Below are 17,565 nucleotides of genomic sequence, written 5' to 3'. Positions count from 1 at the left end.
CTCAGTACCTCACCCGCGGGTCGATCATCGCGGCGACGATGTCGACGATGAAGTTCGTGACGGCGACGATCAGCGCGATCATCACGACGATGCCCTGCACGGCCACGAAGTCGCGGGCCTTCAGGTACTCGCTCAGCATGAACCCGATGCCCTTCCACTCGAAGGTCGTCTCGGTGAGGATGGCGCCGGCGAGCAGCAACGCGATCTGCAGGCCCATGACCGTGATGATCGGGATGAGGGCGGGCCGGAACGCGTGCTTGGTGACCAGGCGGTACTCGCTCACTCCGCGGGAGCGGCCGGAGGTGACGTACTGCTGGCCGAGCGTGCCGATCACATTCGTGCGGATGAGCCGCAGGAAGATGCCGGCGGTCAACAGGCCGAGCGCGAGGGCGGGCAGGATCGCGTGCCACAGCACGTCGAGGATCGCCGGGCCGTTGCCCAGGCGGATCGCGTCGAGCAGGTAGATGCCCGTGGGGGTGCTGACACCGCTCATCAGCAGCTCGGTCTGGGTGCTCGCGCGCCCGGAGACCGGCATCCAGCCCAGCCAGACCGAGAAGACGAGCTTCAGCAGTAGGCCGACGAAGAAGATGGGAGTGGCGTAGGCGAGGATCGCCATGATGCGCAGCGACGCGTCCTGCCACTTGTCGCGGCGGTGCGCGGCGACGAGGCCGAGCGGGATCGAGACCGCGAACGCGACGATGAGCGCGTAGATCGCGAGCTCGAGCGTGGCGGATCCGTAGGTCAGCAGCACCGTGGTGACCTTCTGGCCGTCCGTGATCGTGGTGCCGAAGTCGCCGTGCAGGATGTTGGCGAGGTATTCGAAGTACTGGATCAGGACCGGGCGGTCGTAGCCGGCCTCGTGCACGCGCTGCGCGAGCTGGTCGGCGGGAAGGCGGCCGCCGAGAGCCGCGGTGATCGGGTCGCCGGTGACCCGCATCAGGAAGAAGACCAGGGTGATCAGGATGAGGACGGTGGGGATGATCAGCACGAGGCGGATCAGGATGTAGCGCCATAGTCCTCCTCCGGAGGACTTGGGGCGCGTCGCCACGGGATCTGCGGCGAGGACATCAACGGCCATGGAGAACCTTTGTGAGGAGGGCGGGCGCGGCATTGCGCCCCGGGAACGAGGACGGGGCACCGTCGCGAGTGCGGCGGTGCCCCGTCTGAGGGTGCGCTACTTCGTCAGCGGCGCGTAGCGGAACTTGAACGAGGCGTCGAGCGTGGTGCCGTTGACACCCGCGCCGACGACCGCGACCTGCTTGCCCTGAAGCAGGGGCAGGGTGGACAGGTCCTTCGCGACCATGTCCTGCACCTGCGCGAGGTCGGCCATGCGCTTGTCCTTGTCGGTCTCGGTCTGCGACTTCACGATCAGGTCGTTGACCGCGGTGTTGTCGTAGTGGTTGCCCAGGAAGTTCTTCGTGAGGAAGAACGGCGACAGGTAGTTGTCGGCGTCGGAGTAGTCCGGGAACCAGCCGAGCTGGTAGGCCGGGTACACGTCGGCGGTGCGGTCCTTCGAGTACTGCGTCCACTCGGTGCTCTGCAGGTTGACGGCGAACAGGCCGCCCTGCTCCAGCTGAGCCTTGATCGCGGCGTACTCGTCACCCGAGGACGGGCCGTAGTGGTCGCCGTTGTACTGCAGGTTCAGCGTGACCGGCGTGGTGACGCCCGCGTCGGCGAGGACCTTCTTCGCCTTGTCGAGCGAGGGTCCGCCGTTGCCGTCGCCGTACATCGACTTCAGCGGCTGGGTCGCGCCGGCCATGCCGTCGGCGACGAAGGAGTACAGCGGGCTGTACGTGTCCTTGTAGACGTCCTTCGCGATCGCCGCGCGGTCGACGAGGTCGGCCGCCGCCTGGCGCACGGCCTGGGACTTGGCCGGGTCGGCCTCGGGGGTCGTCGCGCCGTAGGGCATGGTGTTGAAGTTGAAGACGATGTAGCGGATCTCGCCACCGGGGCCCTCGACCAGCTTGACCTTCTTGTTCTTGCCCAGGTCCGCGGTGTCCGTGGCCGACAGGCTGCGGAAGGCCACATCGACGTCGCCGTTGCCGATCGCGAGCTTCAGGTTCGAGGCGTCCGCGAAGTACTTGACGTTGACCTGGCTGTTGGCCGCCTTGCCCAGCTCGCCCTGGTAGCCGGCGTACGGCTTGTAGGAGATGAGCTGGTTCTTCTTGTAGTCGGTGATCTCGTACTGGCCGGCGAAGGCCTTGCCCTTGACGATCGCGTCGTCATCGGTGACCTTGTCGGCCGAGAAGACCTTCTCGTCGACGATGGGAGCCGCCGGGCTCGAGAGGATCAGCGGCCAGATCTGGTCGTTGCCGTTCTTCAGCTTGAAGACGACCGTGGTCGCATCCGGAGCTTCGGTGCTGTCGAGGTTGCCGAGCAGCGAGGCAGGGCCGTTGGGGTCGTTGATCTTGACCATGCGGTCGAAGGAGAACTTGACCGACGCCGACGTGAGCGGGTCGCCGTTCGCGAACTTGAGGTCCTTCTTGAGCTTCACCGTGTACTCGGTCGGCGAGGTGAACTCCGCCGACTCGGCGATGTCGGGGGTGACCTCCGCCGTGCCGTACTTGCTGTTCATGAGGAACGGGTAGATCTGGTTCATCACCGCGAACGAGCCGTTGTCGTACGAGCCGGCAGGGTCGAGGAACGTGACCTTGTCGGTCGTGCCGACGGTGATGGTGCTACCGGAGGATCCCCCGGTCGAACCCCCGCCGCCCGTGCTGCTCGTCGCGCAGCCCGCAAGAACGAGGGCTGTGGCGCCGAGCGCGCCGATGGCGAGGCCGAGACGGCCTCGAGTGCTGTGGAATGACATATACACCTCTGTATCGGTTCCGTGGCCGCAGTTCATCGCGGCCGCAACATCCATGGCCGTCAGGGTTCACGGCGCACGGGACACCCGATTGTAGGCACGGGTCGGCGATTCTCGGGAGTTCCGACGCCGAGACGTGATCTCGACCGCATATCTTCCTGCGGTGCGAAGGGTCCGATCTCAGAGGGTCGCGATCACCGGGCGGAGCGATCTCGCGTAGTCCTCCTTGGTGACCGAGAGATGAGTCCACGTCTCGATCCGCTCGACGCCGGCGAGTTCCCGTACCCGCTCCAGAGCCGCGTGCAGCCCGCCCGCGGAAGGCTGCACGAGCGTCACCACGGCATCGAACCGCCCGATCGTGCGCGTCGCGAAATCGACCTCGGGACGGGCGCTGAGTGCGGCCAGCGCCGCATCGCCGTCATCGTTCAGCACGAGCCCGACGCCCATCGACAGCTGCCGACGGGCGAGGCTGCGCGCCTCGACCGCCGCGATCGTCATCACTCCGCCCTCCAGGAGGCGGCGCACCCGCGTCGCGACGGCGGAAGGCGACAGACGCACAGCGTCGCCGAGCGCCCGATAGCTCATCCTCCCGTCGGCCTGCAGCCGCTCGATGATGGCCGTATCCAGGTCGTCGATCAGGACCTCGCCCCGGTACCGCGAGACGAAGAAGCCCTTCACGACATCGGTGTAGACGAGCGTGTTCACGCCCGCGATGCCCGGGATGGCACGGATGCGTGCGATCGAGTCCTGCAGCGCTGCGGTCGAGGAGGCGCGCACCTCGCTGACGATGTCGTGCGCGCCGCCGATCGCCGAGACCAGAACCGTCTCGTCCATGGCTCGCAGAGACGCCGCGACCGGCTCCACTCGCGTCGAGACGTGCAGGGAGAGGTGGCCGATCACGTGCTGCCCGGAGAGGGCCGGATCCACCATCGCCGCCACCCGGAGCACGCCCTCGTCGAGGATCGCCCTGAGCCGGCCGGCGACCGCCGCGCGCGGGCGCCCCAGGCGCCGTGCGAGATCCTGGACGCTGACCCGGCCGTCCTCGTGGAGCGCGGCGATGAGATCGTCGTCGATCTCCATAGATTCTCCCCTGCCGATGAGGGTCTCCGACAAGATCGCCGGATTCGCGGCGGGTGGCGATCCGCACGTTCAAATCAACTGTACAGAGGAGCAGTGTCGAAGCTATAGCGCATCTCTGACGCAGTTTCGATACAGATCAATGGTTGCATTCGTCGCCTGCCTTTCTTCTGCTCTTGCTGGTCCTCTCCACCCGCTCTAGCATCCTCGCTATCCGAAACCATCGGCGACAGGCTCTCCTGTCGCCCCATCAGGGAAGAACGCCATGACCTCTCCGATCGGCCCCGTCGACGCCTCCCTGAATCCCCGCTACGCGGGCTTCGCCACCTTCGCCCGTCTGCCGCGGCTGGAGGAGGTCGACCACGCCGACATCGCGGTGGTCGGCGCCCCGTTCGACTCGGGCGTGAGCTACCGCCCCGGCACACGGTTCGGACCGTCGCACGTGCGTGAGTCCTCGCGCCTGCTGCGCCCGTACAACCCGGCTCAGGACTTCTCCCCCTTCGCGCGGACGCAGGTCGTCGACGCGGGCGACATCGCGCTCAACCCGTTCGACATCACCGAGGCCGTGGAGGAGACCGACCGTGCCGTGACCGCCCTCGGCGAGCGGGTGTCGCGGATCGTGACGATCGGCGGTGACCACACCCTCGCCCTGCCGCTGCTGCGCTCGGTCGCCCGCACGCACGGCCCCGTCGCCGTGCTGCACTTCGATGCCCACCTGGACACCTGGGACACGTACTTCGGCGCGCCCATCACGCACGGCACCCCGTTCCGCCGTGCGAGCGAAGAGGGCCTCATCGACATGACCGCGAGCTGCCACGTCGGCACGCGCGGCCCGCTCTACGACAAGAGCGACCTCGAGGACGACGCCCGCCTCGGATTCTCGATCGTGACGAGCGAGGCGATCGAGGAGCACGGTGTCGAGGCCGCGATCGAGCGGATCCTGACCCGCATCGGCGACGCGCCGCTCTACGTCTCGATCGACATCGACGTGCTCGACCCCGCGCATGCACCCGGGACCGGGACTCCCGAGGCCGGCGGCCTCACCAGCCGGGAGCTGCTGCGGATCCTGCGGAGCCTGCGCGACACGAACATCGTCGGCGCCGACGTCGTCGAGGTGTCGCCCGCCTACGACCACGCCCAGATGACCGGCATCGCCGCGAGCCACGTCGTCTACGAGCTCATCACGCTGCTGTCGATGCAGATCGATCGCAGCCGCCAGAGCACCCAGCCCTGACCCGGAACACCCGACCCGAAAAGAGCCGTTCACCGATGAATGCCCCGCTCGATCCCGCCCCGGTGCTCGAGGCCGCCGATCGCCTGATCGCCGCCTTCGCCGCCACCGACACCGACGCGTACTTCGCGTGCTTCCACGAGGACGCCACATTCCTCTTCCACACCGAACCGGAGATCCTCCCCGACCGCGCCGCCTATGAGCGGATCTGGGCGGGCTGGGTCGACGCCGGCTGGCACGTCGTCTCCTGCGAGAGCTCCGACCGTGTGGTCACCGTCGTGGGCGACACGGCCGTCTTCGCGCACTCCGTGCACACGGTGACCGAGGTCGACGGAGTCACGGAGGAGACGCAGGAACGCGAATCGATCGTGTTCACCCGCAGCGACCGAGGCCTGACCGCCGTTCATGAGCACCTCTCCCCCGTGGGTTCCGGAGCGGAGGTCACGGCATGACCGTCGAGGCGGATGGCACCGGCGTCGCTCCCCGGACCGAGACGGTCGCCATCGGCACCGCGCCCGGCGTCACCGAAGTCGAGGCGCACGGGGTCGAGCAGATCCCCGATGCCGAGCGCACCGCACGACCGCTCGACCTGTTCCGGCTGATCTTCGGCGGGGCGAACACGTTCGCGACCGTCGTGCTCGGCAGCTTCCCGATCGTGTTCGGGCTCTCGTTCTGGCACGCGCTGCTCGCAACCGTGACGGGGCTGGTGCTGGGAGCGCTGATCCTGTCGCCGCTGTCCTTGTTCGGCTCCCGCAATGGCACGAACAATGCGGTCTCGAGCTCGGCGCATCTCGGCGTGCACGGTCGCGTGGTCGGATCCTTCCTCTCCCTGCTGACCGCGTTCGCCTTCTTCTCCATCTCGGTGTGGTCCTCCGGCGATGTGCTCGTCGGTGCCGCCCACCGCGCGATCGGCGTCCCCTCGAACGACCTCACGCTCGGCATCGCGTACGGCCTGTTCGCCGTGCTCGTCCTCGTGGTGTGCATCTACGGGTTCCGGTTCATGCTGCTCGTGAACAAGATCGCCGTGATCGCCGCCACCGTGCTGTTCGTGCTGGGCGCGATCGCATTCGCGGGCATGTTCGACCCCAGTGCGCCCGGCGCGCTCGCACCGGGCGATCCGGGATTCCTCGCCGCATTCGTCGGATCCGTCCTCGTCGTGATGTCGAACCCGGTCTCCTTCGGCGCGTTCCTCGGCGACTGGTCGCGCTACATCCCGCGGAAGACGCCGAAGCGCAAGCTCATGATCGCGACGTTCACGGCCCAGATCGCGACGATCATCCCGTTCCTGTTCGGCATCGTGACCGCATCCATCGTCGCCACCGCGCACCCGCAATTCATCGCGGACGGCAACTACGCAGGAGGCCTGCTCGCGATCTCTCCGGACTGGTACTTCCTCCCGGTGTGCCTCATCGCGCTCATCGGCGGCATGTCGACGGGCACCACGTCGCTGTACGGCACCGGCCTCGACTTCGCGAGCGTGTTCCCCCGATTCACGCGAGTGCAGGCGACCCTGTTCATCGGCGTCCTCGCGATCGTCGGCATCTTCGTGGGCCGGTTCGCCTTCAACGTGGTGCAGTCGATCTCGACCTTCACGGCGCTTATCGTCGTGTGTACCGCGCCATGGATGATCGTCATGACGATCGGCTGGATCGTGCGCCGCGGCTGGTACGACTCGGACTCGCTCCAGGTGTTCAACCGCCGGCAAAAGGGTGGCCGTTACTGGTTCGCGCACGGCTGGAACTTCCGCGGGCTCGGTGCCTGGCTGATCTCCGCCGCGGTGGGACTCTGCTTCGTGAACCTGCCCGGCCAGTTCGTCGGCCCGCTCGGCAACCTCGCCGGAGGTGTCGACCTCTCGATCCCTCTCGGCCTCGGGTGCGCGCTGATCCTGTATCCCGCGCTGCTCCTGCTGTTCCCAGAGCCGGCGGACGCCTACGGCCCGGATGGGCCGCGCTTCGTCCGTGTCGGACCGCCCTCCGACCGGCCCATCGTCGAGGCGGGCTCGCACTGACCCCCTGCGGATGCTCGTTCAGGCCAGGGCGAAGTGCTCCAGCTCGGCCTGATCGAGCATCCGCGAGCGGGTCAGGAACCTCTTGCCGGTCGGCGACTCGACGCTGAAACCGGATCCGCGCCCGTCGACGACGTCGATCGTGAGGTGCGTGTACTTCCAGTACTCGAACTGCGACTCGGACATGTAGACCTGCACCGTCTCGTCGAGACCGATCTCCAGGTCGCCCAGCAGCACGTCTCCGGATCCGGTCAGGAACATCCCCACCGGGTAGCACATGGGCGCCGATCCATCGCAGCAGCCCCCGGACTGATGGAACATCAGCGGTCCATGCTGGACCGTGAGCGTGCGCAGCAGCGCCGCCGCCTCCTCGGAGACATCGACGCGGTGGAACTCGGGCATCGCCCGCTCCTCTCGCGTGTGTGCTCCACCGGTCGTTGAGCGACGCTTCGACTCGCTCAACGACCGGTGGTGGGGACGGATCCGGATCAGAAGAAGCCCATCGGCCCCTCGGCGTACGAGACGAGGAGGTTCTTCGTCTGCTGGTAGTGGTCGAGCATCATCTTGTGGTTCTCGCGGCCCACGCCCGACTGCTTGTACCCGCCGAACGCGGCGTGCGCCGGGTACTGGTGATACGTGTTCGTCCAGACGCGGCCCGCTTCGATCGCCCGGCCGGCCCGGTAGGCCGTGTCTCCGCTGCGGCTCCAGACACCGGCGCCGAGGCCGTAGAGCGTGTCGTTCGCGATCGAGATCGCATCGTCGAAGTCGGCGAAGCTCGTGACCGACAGCACCGGTCCGAAAATCTCCTCCTGGAAGATCCGCATGTCGTTGGTGCCCTCGAACACGGTCGGTGCGACGTAGTAGCCCTCGCTGAGATCGCCGCCCAGGTCGACGCGCTCCCCTCCGGTGAGGAGCTTCGCGCCGCCCTGCTTCCCGATGTCGATGTAGCTGAGGATCTTCTCGAGCTGGTCGTTCGACGCCTGTGCGCCGATCATCGTGGTGAGATCCAGCGGGTTGCCCTGCACGACCTTCTTCACGCGCTCGAGGCCGTCGGCGAGGAAGCCGTCGTAGATCGAGCGCTGGATGAGCGCGCGCGACGGGCAGGTGCATACTTCGCCCTGGTTCAGCGCGAACATCGTGAAGCCCTCGAGCGCCTTGTCGTAGTACGCGTCGGAGGTCGAACTCGCGACGTCCTCGAAGAAGACGTTGGGGCTCTTGCCTCCGAGCTCGAGCGTGACCGGGATGAGGTTCTGCGAGGCGTACTGCATGATCAGGCGGCCGGTCGTGGTCTCGCCGGTGAACGCGACCTTGCGGATCCTCTTGTGCTGCGCGAGGGGGGCGCCGGCCTCGATGCCGAAGCCGTTGACGATGTTCACGACGCCCGCGGGGAGCAGGTCGCCGATGATCTCGAACAGGAACAGGATCGATGCCGGGGTCTGCTCGGCCGGCTTGATGACGACGCAGTTGCCTGCGGCGAGCGCCGGGGCGAGCTTCCACGTGGCCATGAGCAGCGGGAAGTTCCACGGGATGATCTGACCGACCACGCCGAGCGGCTCGTGGAAGTGGTACGCGACGGTGTCCTCGTCGAGCTGGCTGATCCCGCCCTCCTGTGCGCGCAGCACGCCGGCGAAGTAACGGAAGTGATCGACGGCGAGCGGGATGTCGGCCGCGAGCGTCTCGCGCACGGGCTTGCCGTTCTCCCAGGTCTCCGCGATCGCGATCGCCTCGAGGTTCTGCTCGATCCTGTCCGCGATCCTGTTCAGGACATTGGCGCGCTCGGTGGGGCTGGTCTTGCCCCAGCTCGCGAACGCCTTCCAGGCGACGTCGACGGCGCGATCGATGTCTTCGCTCGTGCCGCGTCCGACCTCGGTGAACGCCTTGCCGTTGACGGGGCTGACGTTCTCGAAGTACTGGCCCTTGACGGGTTCGACGAACTCGCCGCCGATGTAGTGCCCGTAGCGCGGGCGGTAGTTCGCGAGCGCGCCCGGCTGCCCTGGTGCCGCATAGGCGGTCGACACGCTCTCCTCGATGATGGTCATCGCGTCTCCTTCGACGTTCCGCGGCTGCATCGCCGCGCGGGTTGATGTGTGCCTCGACGGTAGGCGCGCGGACGTTGCACCCCGGTGCGTCACGTTGCAACAGGTTGCATGCCCGCTGCCCGATGAGGCCGGCGCCCTTCGTCTCGTCGCTGCGCTCCTCGCTCAGGGACCGTTGCCTGGCCCGCTCCCACCGGTCCCTGAGCGAGCGAAGCGCCTGGTCCCTGAGCGAGCGAAGCGAGACGAAGGGCGGCCCGGATCCGGGTCAGGCCTGCTCGAGGCGCTCGATCCGGCCGACGAGGCCCGCCCGCTTCGGCGAGCGCGCCGGCAGGAGCTCCAGGCAGAGCCGCAGGATCTCGGCGTCTTCGGATCCCTCGGGGATCTCGGCGTACGACAGCAGCACATCGATGCTGGCCTCGGTGCGCATCGTCTCGCGCAGCGTCGAGCGCACGGTCTCGCGGTACTCCTCCACACCGGGGGAGGTCGAATCCGGCAGCACGGGGCCGCGGTAGGCCGAGAGCGCCACCCGGTGCGCCCCGCGGTCGAGCAGCGACAGCACGTCCTGCGCGTCGGTCTCCAACGGGACGGGCAGCCGATACGGGCGCGACTCGGGCACGAGCGCGGGCCAGATCCGTTCCAGCGCCTTCCGCAGGCGCACCATCTCGGGCCGCAGGGTGTCGGCCGAGGATCCTTCGCCGTAGACCAGCTCGGCGAGGCGCTCGGCGGACAGGCCCTGCCGGTGCACGGCGAGCAGCAGCAGGATCTCGGCGTGCCGCGCGCTGAGCTCGACGACGCGCTCGCCATCGCCTCCGGAGACCTCGAGCCTGGCGCGATCCCTGCCCAGGACGCGCAGAGCAGCACGTTCGGGAACAGGGCGCCGCCGCGCGGCCGGGACGGAGGGACCCGTGGGCTGAGCCCTGGCCCGCAGCCGCGCCACGAGCAGCTCGGCCTCGACGGCGCGGGCGGTGGCATCGACGAGCATGCGCGCCTGCGGGCTCGCCGCCTCGGCTCCGCCCGTCACATCGATCACGCCGAGGATGCGCCGGTCCTCAGGGTCGAACACGGGTGCGGCGGTGCACGACCAGGGCTGCACCAGGCGGTTGTAGTGCTCGGCGCCGCGGATCTGCACGGAGGCGCCCAGCTCGAGCGCGGTGCCGGGGGCGGAGGTGCCGACCGCGCGCTCCGACCAGTTCGCGCCCTCGACGAAGCCCATCTCGCCCGACAGGATCCGCTGGTTCAGGTCGCCCTCGACCCACAGCAGCCGGCCGGCGTGGTCGCCGACCGCGACGATGACGCCCGAGTCGTCGGCGGATCCGGGCAGCAGAAGGGCGCGGATCGTGTCCATCGCACCCGCGAGCGGATGCGCACGCCGATAGACGTCGAGGGCGTCCGCGGTCAAGTCGAGCGGAGGGAGACCTTCTGCGCCGACCCGCTGGCGCCAGGACCTCTCCCACGACTCCCGCACGAGCGAGCGCACGTTCTGCAGCCGCCCATCATCGATGTTGCCCGCGACGAGCTCCTCGTGCGCGCGCTCGATGAGCAGACGCGACGCCGCGGGCGCGGGCTCGCGGGAGGGCTGCCAGCCAGAGGACACAGGGTCTCCGATCATCGGCGACGGAGTGGGTCCAGTGTACGACCGCGGGTGAACCTGCCGACTGTGCCGCTCTCGGTACTACTGCGCGTCGCGTGGTAGTGTGCGGAGCGACGCAGCCACGTGGCCGTGGCGGAGGAGGCGGAATGGATACGACGCAGCTGCTGAAGGGCGTGCTGGATCTCGCGGTGCTCGCCGTCGTGCGCGACGAGGACGGATACGGCTACGACATCGTGCGGCGCCTCCGCGCCGCGGGCATTGGCGACGTCGGCGATGCCTCGGTCTACGGAACACTGCGCCGCCTGTATTCGGGCGGGGCGCTCTCGAGCTACGTGGTGCCCTCCGACGGCGGGCCGCACCGCAAGTACTACGCGATCACCGCGCAGGGCAAGCACATGCTCGACGAGCAGATCGCGACGTGGTCTCACTTCGCGGTGGCGATGTCCGGGCTGCTCGCCCCGCACGTCCCGCCCTCGGCCGCCGCTCCGCCCGGATCCGCCGCGGCCGCCGGCGCCGCAGGACCCGCCCTGTTCCATCCCCCCGCCGAACCCACCGGGATCCTCTCCGAAGGAGCGCAGCGATGAACGAGACCACCCTGGCCGCCGCGGAACGGATCCGCGCGTTCGCCGACGCCGTCCGCGCGCAGCTCGCGGACCTTCCGGACGAGGACGTCGACGACCTCGTCGAGGGCCTCGTCGGAGACCTCACCGATCAGGCCGCGGACCACGACGGAGCGATCGAGCTGGGCGATCCGGCCGCGTACGCCGAGGAGCTGCGCTCCGCGGCCGGCCTGCCCGAGCGAGGTCCCGTGATGGGGACGAAGACGCCGTGGCACGAGCGTCTCGCCGCGACGGCGGGACGCGCGGCAGGGCGGATCCGGTCCTCGACGTTCGGCGCCTGGCTGCTGGATCTGCTGATCGTCCTCCGCCCGGTGTGGTGGGTGCTGCGCGGGCTCGCGCTGGCCGGGCTGATCGCCATCCCGGCGGGCCTCGGCCCGCGCACGATCGTCGGCTACGGCGGCTTCCCGGCACAGGTCTTCACTTGGGCTTTCTTCGCGGCGATCGTCCTGGTGAGCGTGCAGTGGGGACGCGGCCGCTGGCTGCCGAAGAACGCACTGCGGCACGTGCGCACGGTCGCCAGCATCGTCGCCGTGCTGGTCCTGCCGCTGCTCGTCTCCCCTGTGATGTTCGGGATGTGGAACGCGATCCTCTACCCGCCGAACGCGGGCTACCGGCCGCCGCCCGGGCTCCTGCTCGACGGCAACCGGATCGGCAATCTGTTCGTCTACGACAAGGACGGAAACCTCATCGAAGGCGCTCAGCTGTACACCAACCGAGGCACCCCCGTGAACCTCTTCGGCGAAGAGAGCGAGAACCTGGACAACGGGATGGGATGGATCATCGACGACGATGGCCAGAACACGGTCGTGCCGATGCGCGATGCCCAGGGACGGCCGGTCTGGAACGTCTATCCGCTGCCCCTCCGCAGCTACAAAGACATCCAGGGCGGCAGCCGCGGCTCGGTCATCACGCCCCAGCCCCCGTTCCTGCGCGCACCGGATCGCGCGCTCACCACCACGCCCACGCCCTCACCGGGCTCGACGATGCCGCCCACACCGACACCGTCACCGCGGCCATCCGACGCCGTGCCGAGCCCAACGCCGACCCCGTCGCCGACCCCGGCGGGCTGAACGATGGCCGCGTCACGGATCGTCTCGATCGATCTCACGCACCTCGTGGAAGCCGCACTGCGCGGCGAACACGACGGCCAGGACGGCGGTGTGCAAGAGGACGACGAGCTCCAGAGCTCGGGCCCGGATCTGCGGGTGGCCGGGATCCGCTGAGCTTCAGCCGCGCGCGGCCCACCAGTCGCGCAGGCGCTGCTCGGCGGCCTCGGGACCGATGAGGCCCTCGTCGAGGCGCAGCTCGAGCAGGAACCGGTACGCCTCGCCAACCTCTCGGCCCGGGGCGATGCCGAGGATGCGCTGCACCTCGTTGCCGTCGAGCTCGGGCCGGATCGCATCGATCTCCTCCTGCTCGCGCAGGGTCTCGATCCGCGTCTCGATATCGTCGTAGGCCGCGGCGAGCCGACCCGCCTTGCGCTTGTTGCGCGTGGTGACATCGGCGCGGGTGAGGATGTGCAGCCGCTCGAGCTGGTCTCCGGCGTCGCGTACGTAGCGGCGGACGGCGGAGTCGGTCCATGCGCCCTCGGAGTAGCCGAAGAAGCGCAGGTGCAGCTCGATGAGCTTCGCCACGGCGTCTGTCGACTCCTTGTCGAACCGCAGCGCCTGCAGCCTCTTGCGGGCGAGCCGGGATCCGACCACGTCGTGGTGGTGGAAGCTCACGACGCCGCCGGCCTCGAGCTTGCGGGTGCGCGGCTTGCCGATGTCGTGCAGCAGCACCGCCAGACGCAGCACCGCATCGGCCGGCTCGTCCGGGTGACGGGCGTGCTCGAGCGCGATCGCCTGCTCGAGCGCCGTCAGGGAGTGCTCGTAGACGTCCTTGTGATGGTGGTGCTCGTCGATCTCCAGCCGGAGCGCGCTCACCTCGGGCAGGAACTCGTCGACGAGCCCCGTCTCGACCAGCACGCGGATCCCGCGCACCGGATCGTCGGACTGCAGCAGGCGGATCAACTCCGACTGGATGCGCTCAGGGCTCACGATGCTCAGCGTCGAGCGCAGCTCCGACATCGCGGCGAGCGTGCGCTCCTCAATGCGGAAGCCGAGCTGCGCACTGAACCGGGCCGCGCGGAGCATGCGCAGCGGGTCGTCGCCGAAGCTCACCTCGGGGGTGGTCGGGGTGCGCAGGACGCCGATGAGCAGGTCCTCCACTCCCCCGGTCGGATCCACGAGCTTCTGCTGCGGCACCAGGAACGCCATGGCGTTGACCGTGAAGTCGCGTCGCACGAGGTCGCCCTCGATGTCATCCCCGAACGAGACGACGGGCTTGCGGGTGACGCCGTCGTAAGCGTCGGCACGGTAGGTCGTGATCTCGACCTGCTCGGAGGGACCGTCGGGCGAGGGGACCTTGGCGCCGATCGTGCCGAACTCCCGACCGATGTCCCACTGCGTGGTCGAGATCGGCTTGACGATGCGGAGGATGTCGTCGGGACGGGCGTTCGTCGTGAAGTCGAGATCGTGCGTGGGACGTCCGAGCAGCGCGTCGCGCACCGGACCGCCCACCACGGCGAGGTCGAACCCGGCCTCGGCGAACGCCGTCGCCAGGGTCCGCACGACCGGATTCTCGGCGAGGGCGCCCAGGCGCGCAAGGGAATCGGCCATGTTGAGCATGGTCTCCAGGGTACCGGGGCGCGCTCGGCGAGTGCCGTCAGAAGGTCGGGCCGGTCGAGCCCGGGAACGGCGTGCCGCCCGCATCGCGGATCGCCTGCTGCTGGGCCTTGATCTGCTGGATGATCATCGTGCTGAGCACCAGCGACCCGATCAGGGCGAGCGCCACGAGGATCCACACGCCGACGTCGGGCTCGACGAGCTTCAGCACGTAGACCACGATGACCGCACCAGCCAGCATCGCGCCCTCGATGCAGGCGAACGCCACGAACATGCGGGAGCGCTTGCGGGCGAATTCCTCGGAGATGCGGCGCACCTGCGCCTCGGTCGAGTAGTCGGTCATGTCGGACAGCGTAGGCGACGCCGTCCGGCCGTCTCTTCTGTCCCGCCACGGCCGTGTCTACGGGGTATCCCGTGGAGGGCCCCTCGCCGCCCGAGCCGCCGCACGACGGCTCAGTAGGATCGCGCCATGCACAGACGCAAGAACTCCCCCGCTTCGGACGCAGGGTCCGCCGCGCCCGAGAGCGGGCCTGCCGACGCGCCGGAGAGCACGCCCGACACGACGGAGACCGGCGCGGACGGTGGCGCTCAGGGCGGTTCCCGCTCCCGTCGCGATTTCCTCCGGATCGGCGGCCTCACCGCAGCCGGTGCGGTGGTCGGCGGCGGCGCCGGCGCCGCGATCGGATACGGCCTCGGCCAGCGCGAGGGGTTCCACGAGGCGATGGACGACTACGGAGCCCTGGCGCCCCGCCACGCCCCGGGTTTCGACCACATCGTCGTGCTCATGGGCGAGAACCGCTCCTTCGACAACCTGCTCGGCTACCTCTACACGAAGGACGATCTGCCCGAGGGACAGGAGTTCGACGGCCTGGCGTTCGGGGAGTACTACAACGAGCTCGACGGGCAGCGCTACGACGCGCACGTCTATGAGGGTCCGACCGACACCATCATGACCTGGCCGGATCCGGATCCGGGCGAGATGTATCCGCACGTCAACACGCAGCTCTACAACACGATCGACCCGGCCAGCAACGCCGAGCTCTACAACGGGGGGCTCTCGGCCCCCTATAACGAGCCGGCCGCAGGCACGGAGCCGACGATGACCGGTTTCGTCACCGACTACATGGTGAACGTCATGCGTCTCAAGCACGGCAAGTCCCCGACCCAGGACGAGCTGTCGCGCATCATGGGTTCGTTCTCGCCGGAGATGCTGCCGACCGTGTCGACCCTGGCCCGCGAGTTCGCCGTGTTCGATCACTGGTTCTGCGCTGTACCCTCGCAGACCTTCTGCAACCGCTCCTTCTTCAATGCCTCGACCTCGCATGGTCAGGTCACCAACCACGAGGGCGGCGACTACGCCAAGTGGCTGGACGCGCCGAAGTCGCCGACGATCTTCAACCGCCTCGAGGAGTCGGGCCTCAGCTGGAAGATCTACTTCGACGAGGTGCAGATGGTGTCGTTCACCGGCGTCCTGCACGCGCCGGTGCTCGAGGAGTTCTGGCGCACCGAGCATTTCGGCACGATGGACGACTTCTACGCCGATGTCGAGCACGGCGAGCTGCCGGCGTACGCCTTCGTCGAGCCGCGGATGATCTACGACCACAACGACTTCCATCCGCCGTTCGGCAGCCGCCGCGAGACGGATCTGGAGGATGAGGACACCGCGCTGATCAACAGCGCCTATTCCGATGTGCGCGCCGGCGATGACCTGGTCCACGACATCTACGACGCGATCCGCACGAGCAAGGCCCCGAAGGGATCCAACGCGATCAACACGCTGCTGCTGATCACGTTCGACGAGCACGGCGGCACGTACGACCACGTGGCGCCGCCCAAGGCCACCCCGCCCGACAACGCGGGCAGAGGCGAGATGGGCTTCGCGTTCGATCGCCTCGGATGCCGTGTGCCCGCGATCGCCGTGTCCGCATACACGCGCAAGGGCACCGTCATCAACGACCAGATGCATCATGGATCCGTGATCGCGACCCTCACCCGCCTGCACGGCCTGAAGCCGCTGACCCGTCGAGACGCGACCGCGAACGATCTGTTCCAGGTCGTCAACCTGGACAAGCCCCGGCACCCCTCCGATTGGCCGGTCACCCAGTCCCGGTTCCTGCCGCCGAATCCGGAGTCGAAGGCGGCTCATCCCGCGCATGCGCACGCGAAGAAGCCGCTGACTCCGCCGGCGGAAGGTCTGCTCGGTCTGCTGCTGGCGCGCTACGGTCTGCCCGGCGATGAGCAGCCGCAGACCTTCATGGATGCGTACAACCTGCTGCACAAGCACGGGAAGAACATCTTCGGCCCGCCGGACCAGGAGGGCTGAGAGGGACGCGGAGACGCCGAGGGGCGGGCATCGTCATGATGCCCGCCCCTCGGCGTATGAGTCCTGACTCAGACCGGGTCGCCCTGCACAGGGCCCTCGGTGTTCGGCTTCCAGCCCAGCGCCGGCGCCACGTGCTCGGCGAACGCCTGCAGCACGTGAAGGTTGTACTCCGGGCCGAGCTGGTTCGGGATGGTCAGCATGAGGGTGTCGGCCGCCATCACGGCCTCGTCCTGCTTCAGCTGCGAGATGAGCACGTCGGGCTCGGCAGCGTAGGTCTTGCCGAACGTGGAGCGGAACCCGTCGATCACGCCGATCTGGTCGCCGTTCTCCTCGCTGCGCAGCCCGAAGTACGCCCGATCCTGATCGCTGATGAGCGGGAACACGCTGCGGCTGACCGACACCCGGGGCGTGCCGGTGTGGCCGGCCTCCTTGTAAGCGGCGCGGAACAGCTCGATCTGCTCGCGCTGCAGCTCGTGGAACGGCTGGCCTGTCGCCTCGGTGACGAGCGTCGAGCTCATCATGTTGAGGCCCTTCCGGCCGGTCTCCTCGGCGGTCGCGCGGGAGCCGGATCCCCACCAGATGTGATCGCGCAGGCTCTCGGAACGCGGTTCCACGGGGAGGTAGCGGCCCTCCCCGACCATGCGCGGATCGCCAGGCGCGATGCCGGCGCCGTCGATCGCCTCGAGGAACAGGTCGAACTTGTCACGGGCCAGCACGCTGCCGCGCTCGCGATCCTCCTCGTCGACGTAGCCGAACGCCTCGTAGCCGCGCAGTGCCGTCTCGGGTGAGCCACGGCTCACGCCGAGGGCGATCCGGCCGTCGGCGATGAAGTCGAGGGCGGCCGCCTCCTCCGCGAAGTACAGGGGGTTCTCGTAGCGCATGTCGATCACGCCCGTGCCGACCTCGATGCGCTTCGTGGTCGCGGCCATCGCCGACAGCAGCGGCATGGGTGAGGCCGCCTGTCGCGCGAAGTGGTGCACGCGCACGTAGGCGCCGTTCACGCCGATCTCGTCGGCGCCCTGCGCGATCTCGATGGTCTGGTGCAGCATCTCCCCGGCCGTGCGGGTGACGGATCCGGGCACGTTCGCATAGTGCCCGAAGGAGAGGAATCCGAAAGCCTTCATAATTCATTCAAACGCATGAATCCAACCGTGCATTCCCTGGTCATCGATCCGCGAGACTCCAACTCCGCGACGAGACTGCTGCTCTG

Annotated in this window: 15 protein-coding genes and 1 pseudogene; 7 read left to right on the top strand and 9 right to left on the bottom strand. The window is 68.5% G+C overall.

Translation table 11 applies throughout. The annotated features are described in order from the left end of the window. Position 1: 1 nt before the first annotated feature. The 3 genes from RS86_RS06315 to RS86_RS06305 form a co-directional block, all read right to left on the bottom strand. Positions 2-1,078 carry an ABC transporter permease gene (locus tag RS86_RS06315; protein WP_045271349.1) on the bottom strand — a complete coding sequence of 359 codons (1,077 nt, stop codon included), beginning with the start codon at positions 1,076-1,078 and terminating at the stop codon, positions 2-4. Positions 1,079-1,174: 96 nt separating this feature from the next. Continuing rightward, complete coding sequence (locus RS86_RS06310; protein WP_045271348.1) at positions 1,175-2,809, bottom strand: ABC transporter substrate-binding protein; 1,635 nt, start codon at positions 2,807-2,809, stop codon at positions 1,175-1,177. Between the two features lie 177 nt (positions 2,810-2,986). Further along, positions 2,987-3,886: an Lrp/AsnC family transcriptional regulator gene (locus RS86_RS06305; protein WP_045271347.1), complete on the bottom strand. Its 900-nt coding sequence runs from the start codon at positions 3,884-3,886 to the stop codon at positions 2,987-2,989. A 262-nt stretch (positions 3,887-4,148) separates the two neighbouring features. Here RS86_RS06305 and speB point away from each other — a divergent pair, with 262 nt between their 5' ends. From speB to RS86_RS06290, 3 genes are read left to right on the top strand one after another with little or no spacing between them, the layout of a single operon-like run. After that, a complete protein-coding gene (gene speB / locus RS86_RS06300) occupies positions 4,149-5,117 on the top strand; it encodes an agmatinase (RefSeq protein WP_045271346.1) in 969 nt (322 codons plus the stop codon). Between the two features lie 35 nt (positions 5,118-5,152). Continuing rightward, positions 5,153-5,566 (top strand): nuclear transport factor 2 family protein, encoded by a 414-nt coding sequence (locus tag RS86_RS06295; protein ID WP_045271345.1) that lies wholly within the window; start codon positions 5,153-5,155, stop codon positions 5,564-5,566. After that, complete coding sequence (locus RS86_RS06290) at positions 5,563-7,122, top strand: purine-cytosine permease family protein (protein ID WP_082076613.1); 1,560 nt, start codon at positions 5,563-5,565, stop codon at positions 7,120-7,122. The genes RS86_RS06295 and RS86_RS06290 overlap by 4 nt, the downstream gene beginning before the upstream one ends. Positions 7,123-7,140: 18 nt before the next feature. Here RS86_RS06290 and RS86_RS06285 read toward each other — a convergent pair whose 3' ends face one another. The 3 genes from RS86_RS06285 to RS86_RS06275 all read right to left on the bottom strand — a co-directional run bounded on the left by RS86_RS06285 (position 7,141) and on the right by RS86_RS06275 (position 10,749). Beyond that, the gene (locus RS86_RS06285) at positions 7,141-7,521 is read right to left on the bottom strand and encodes a DUF779 domain-containing protein (protein WP_045271344.1); all 381 of its coding nucleotides are present in this window, start codon (positions 7,519-7,521) and stop codon (positions 7,141-7,143) included. A gap of 86 nt (positions 7,522-7,607) precedes the next feature. After that, positions 7,608-9,158, bottom strand: a complete 1,551-nt coding sequence (locus tag RS86_RS06280; protein ID WP_045271343.1) for an aldehyde dehydrogenase family protein — start codon at positions 9,156-9,158, stop codon at positions 7,608-7,610. A 262-nt stretch (positions 9,159-9,420) separates the two neighbouring features. After that, the gene (locus tag RS86_RS06275) at positions 9,421-10,749 is read right to left on the bottom strand and encodes a helix-turn-helix domain-containing protein (RefSeq protein ID WP_045271342.1); all 1,329 of its coding nucleotides are present in this window, start codon (positions 10,747-10,749) and stop codon (positions 9,421-9,423) included. Between the two features lie 143 nt (positions 10,750-10,892). Between RS86_RS06275 and RS86_RS06270 the strand changes: the two are divergent. The 3 genes and pseudogenes from RS86_RS06270 to RS86_RS20595 all read left to right on the top strand — a co-directional run. Then, positions 10,893-11,201: pseudogene (locus tag RS86_RS06270) on the top strand (PadR family transcriptional regulator); the annotation flags it as partial. 125 nt (positions 11,202-11,326) lie between these two features. Beyond that, positions 11,327-12,436 carry a hypothetical protein gene (locus RS86_RS21075; protein ID WP_045271341.1) on the top strand — a complete coding sequence of 370 codons (1,110 nt, stop codon included), beginning with the start codon at positions 11,327-11,329 and terminating at the stop codon, positions 12,434-12,436. Between the two features lie 3 nt (positions 12,437-12,439). Beyond that, positions 12,440-12,589: a hypothetical protein gene (locus tag RS86_RS20595; RefSeq protein WP_160299673.1), complete on the top strand. Its 150-nt coding sequence runs from the start codon at positions 12,440-12,442 to the stop codon at positions 12,587-12,589. A gap of 3 nt (positions 12,590-12,592) precedes the next feature. Here RS86_RS20595 and RS86_RS06260 read toward each other — a convergent pair whose 3' ends face one another. Together RS86_RS06260 and RS86_RS06255 are read right to left on the bottom strand one after the other, a co-directional pair. Continuing rightward, positions 12,593-14,035 carry a CCA tRNA nucleotidyltransferase gene (locus RS86_RS06260; protein WP_045271340.1) on the bottom strand — a complete coding sequence of 481 codons (1,443 nt, stop codon included), beginning with the start codon at positions 14,033-14,035 and terminating at the stop codon, positions 12,593-12,595. Between the two features lie 37 nt (positions 14,036-14,072). Continuing rightward, positions 14,073-14,375: a hypothetical protein gene (locus tag RS86_RS06255; RefSeq protein ID WP_045271339.1), complete on the bottom strand. Its 303-nt coding sequence runs from the start codon at positions 14,373-14,375 to the stop codon at positions 14,073-14,075. Between the two features lie 126 nt (positions 14,376-14,501). On the opposite strand from RS86_RS06255, the gene RS86_RS06250 reads away from it, so the two are divergent. Beyond that, the gene (locus tag RS86_RS06250) at positions 14,502-16,355 is read left to right on the top strand and encodes an alkaline phosphatase family protein (protein WP_082076611.1); all 1,854 of its coding nucleotides are present in this window, start codon (positions 14,502-14,504) and stop codon (positions 16,353-16,355) included. A gap of 68 nt (positions 16,356-16,423) precedes the next feature. On the opposite strand, the gene RS86_RS06245 is transcribed toward RS86_RS06250, so the two are convergent. Beyond that, complete coding sequence (locus RS86_RS06245) at positions 16,424-17,479, bottom strand: LLM class flavin-dependent oxidoreductase (protein ID WP_045271338.1); 1,056 nt, start codon at positions 17,477-17,479, stop codon at positions 16,424-16,426. Positions 17,480-17,565: the final 86 nt, after the last annotated feature.

This window comes from Microbacterium azadirachtae (assembly GCF_000956505.1).
Classification (GTDB): Bacteria; Actinomycetota; Actinomycetes; order Actinomycetales; family Microbacteriaceae; genus Microbacterium; species Microbacterium azadirachtae_A.
Note: the sequence above shows the minus strand (reverse complement) of the source record. Positions and strands in the feature narration are given on the sequence as shown.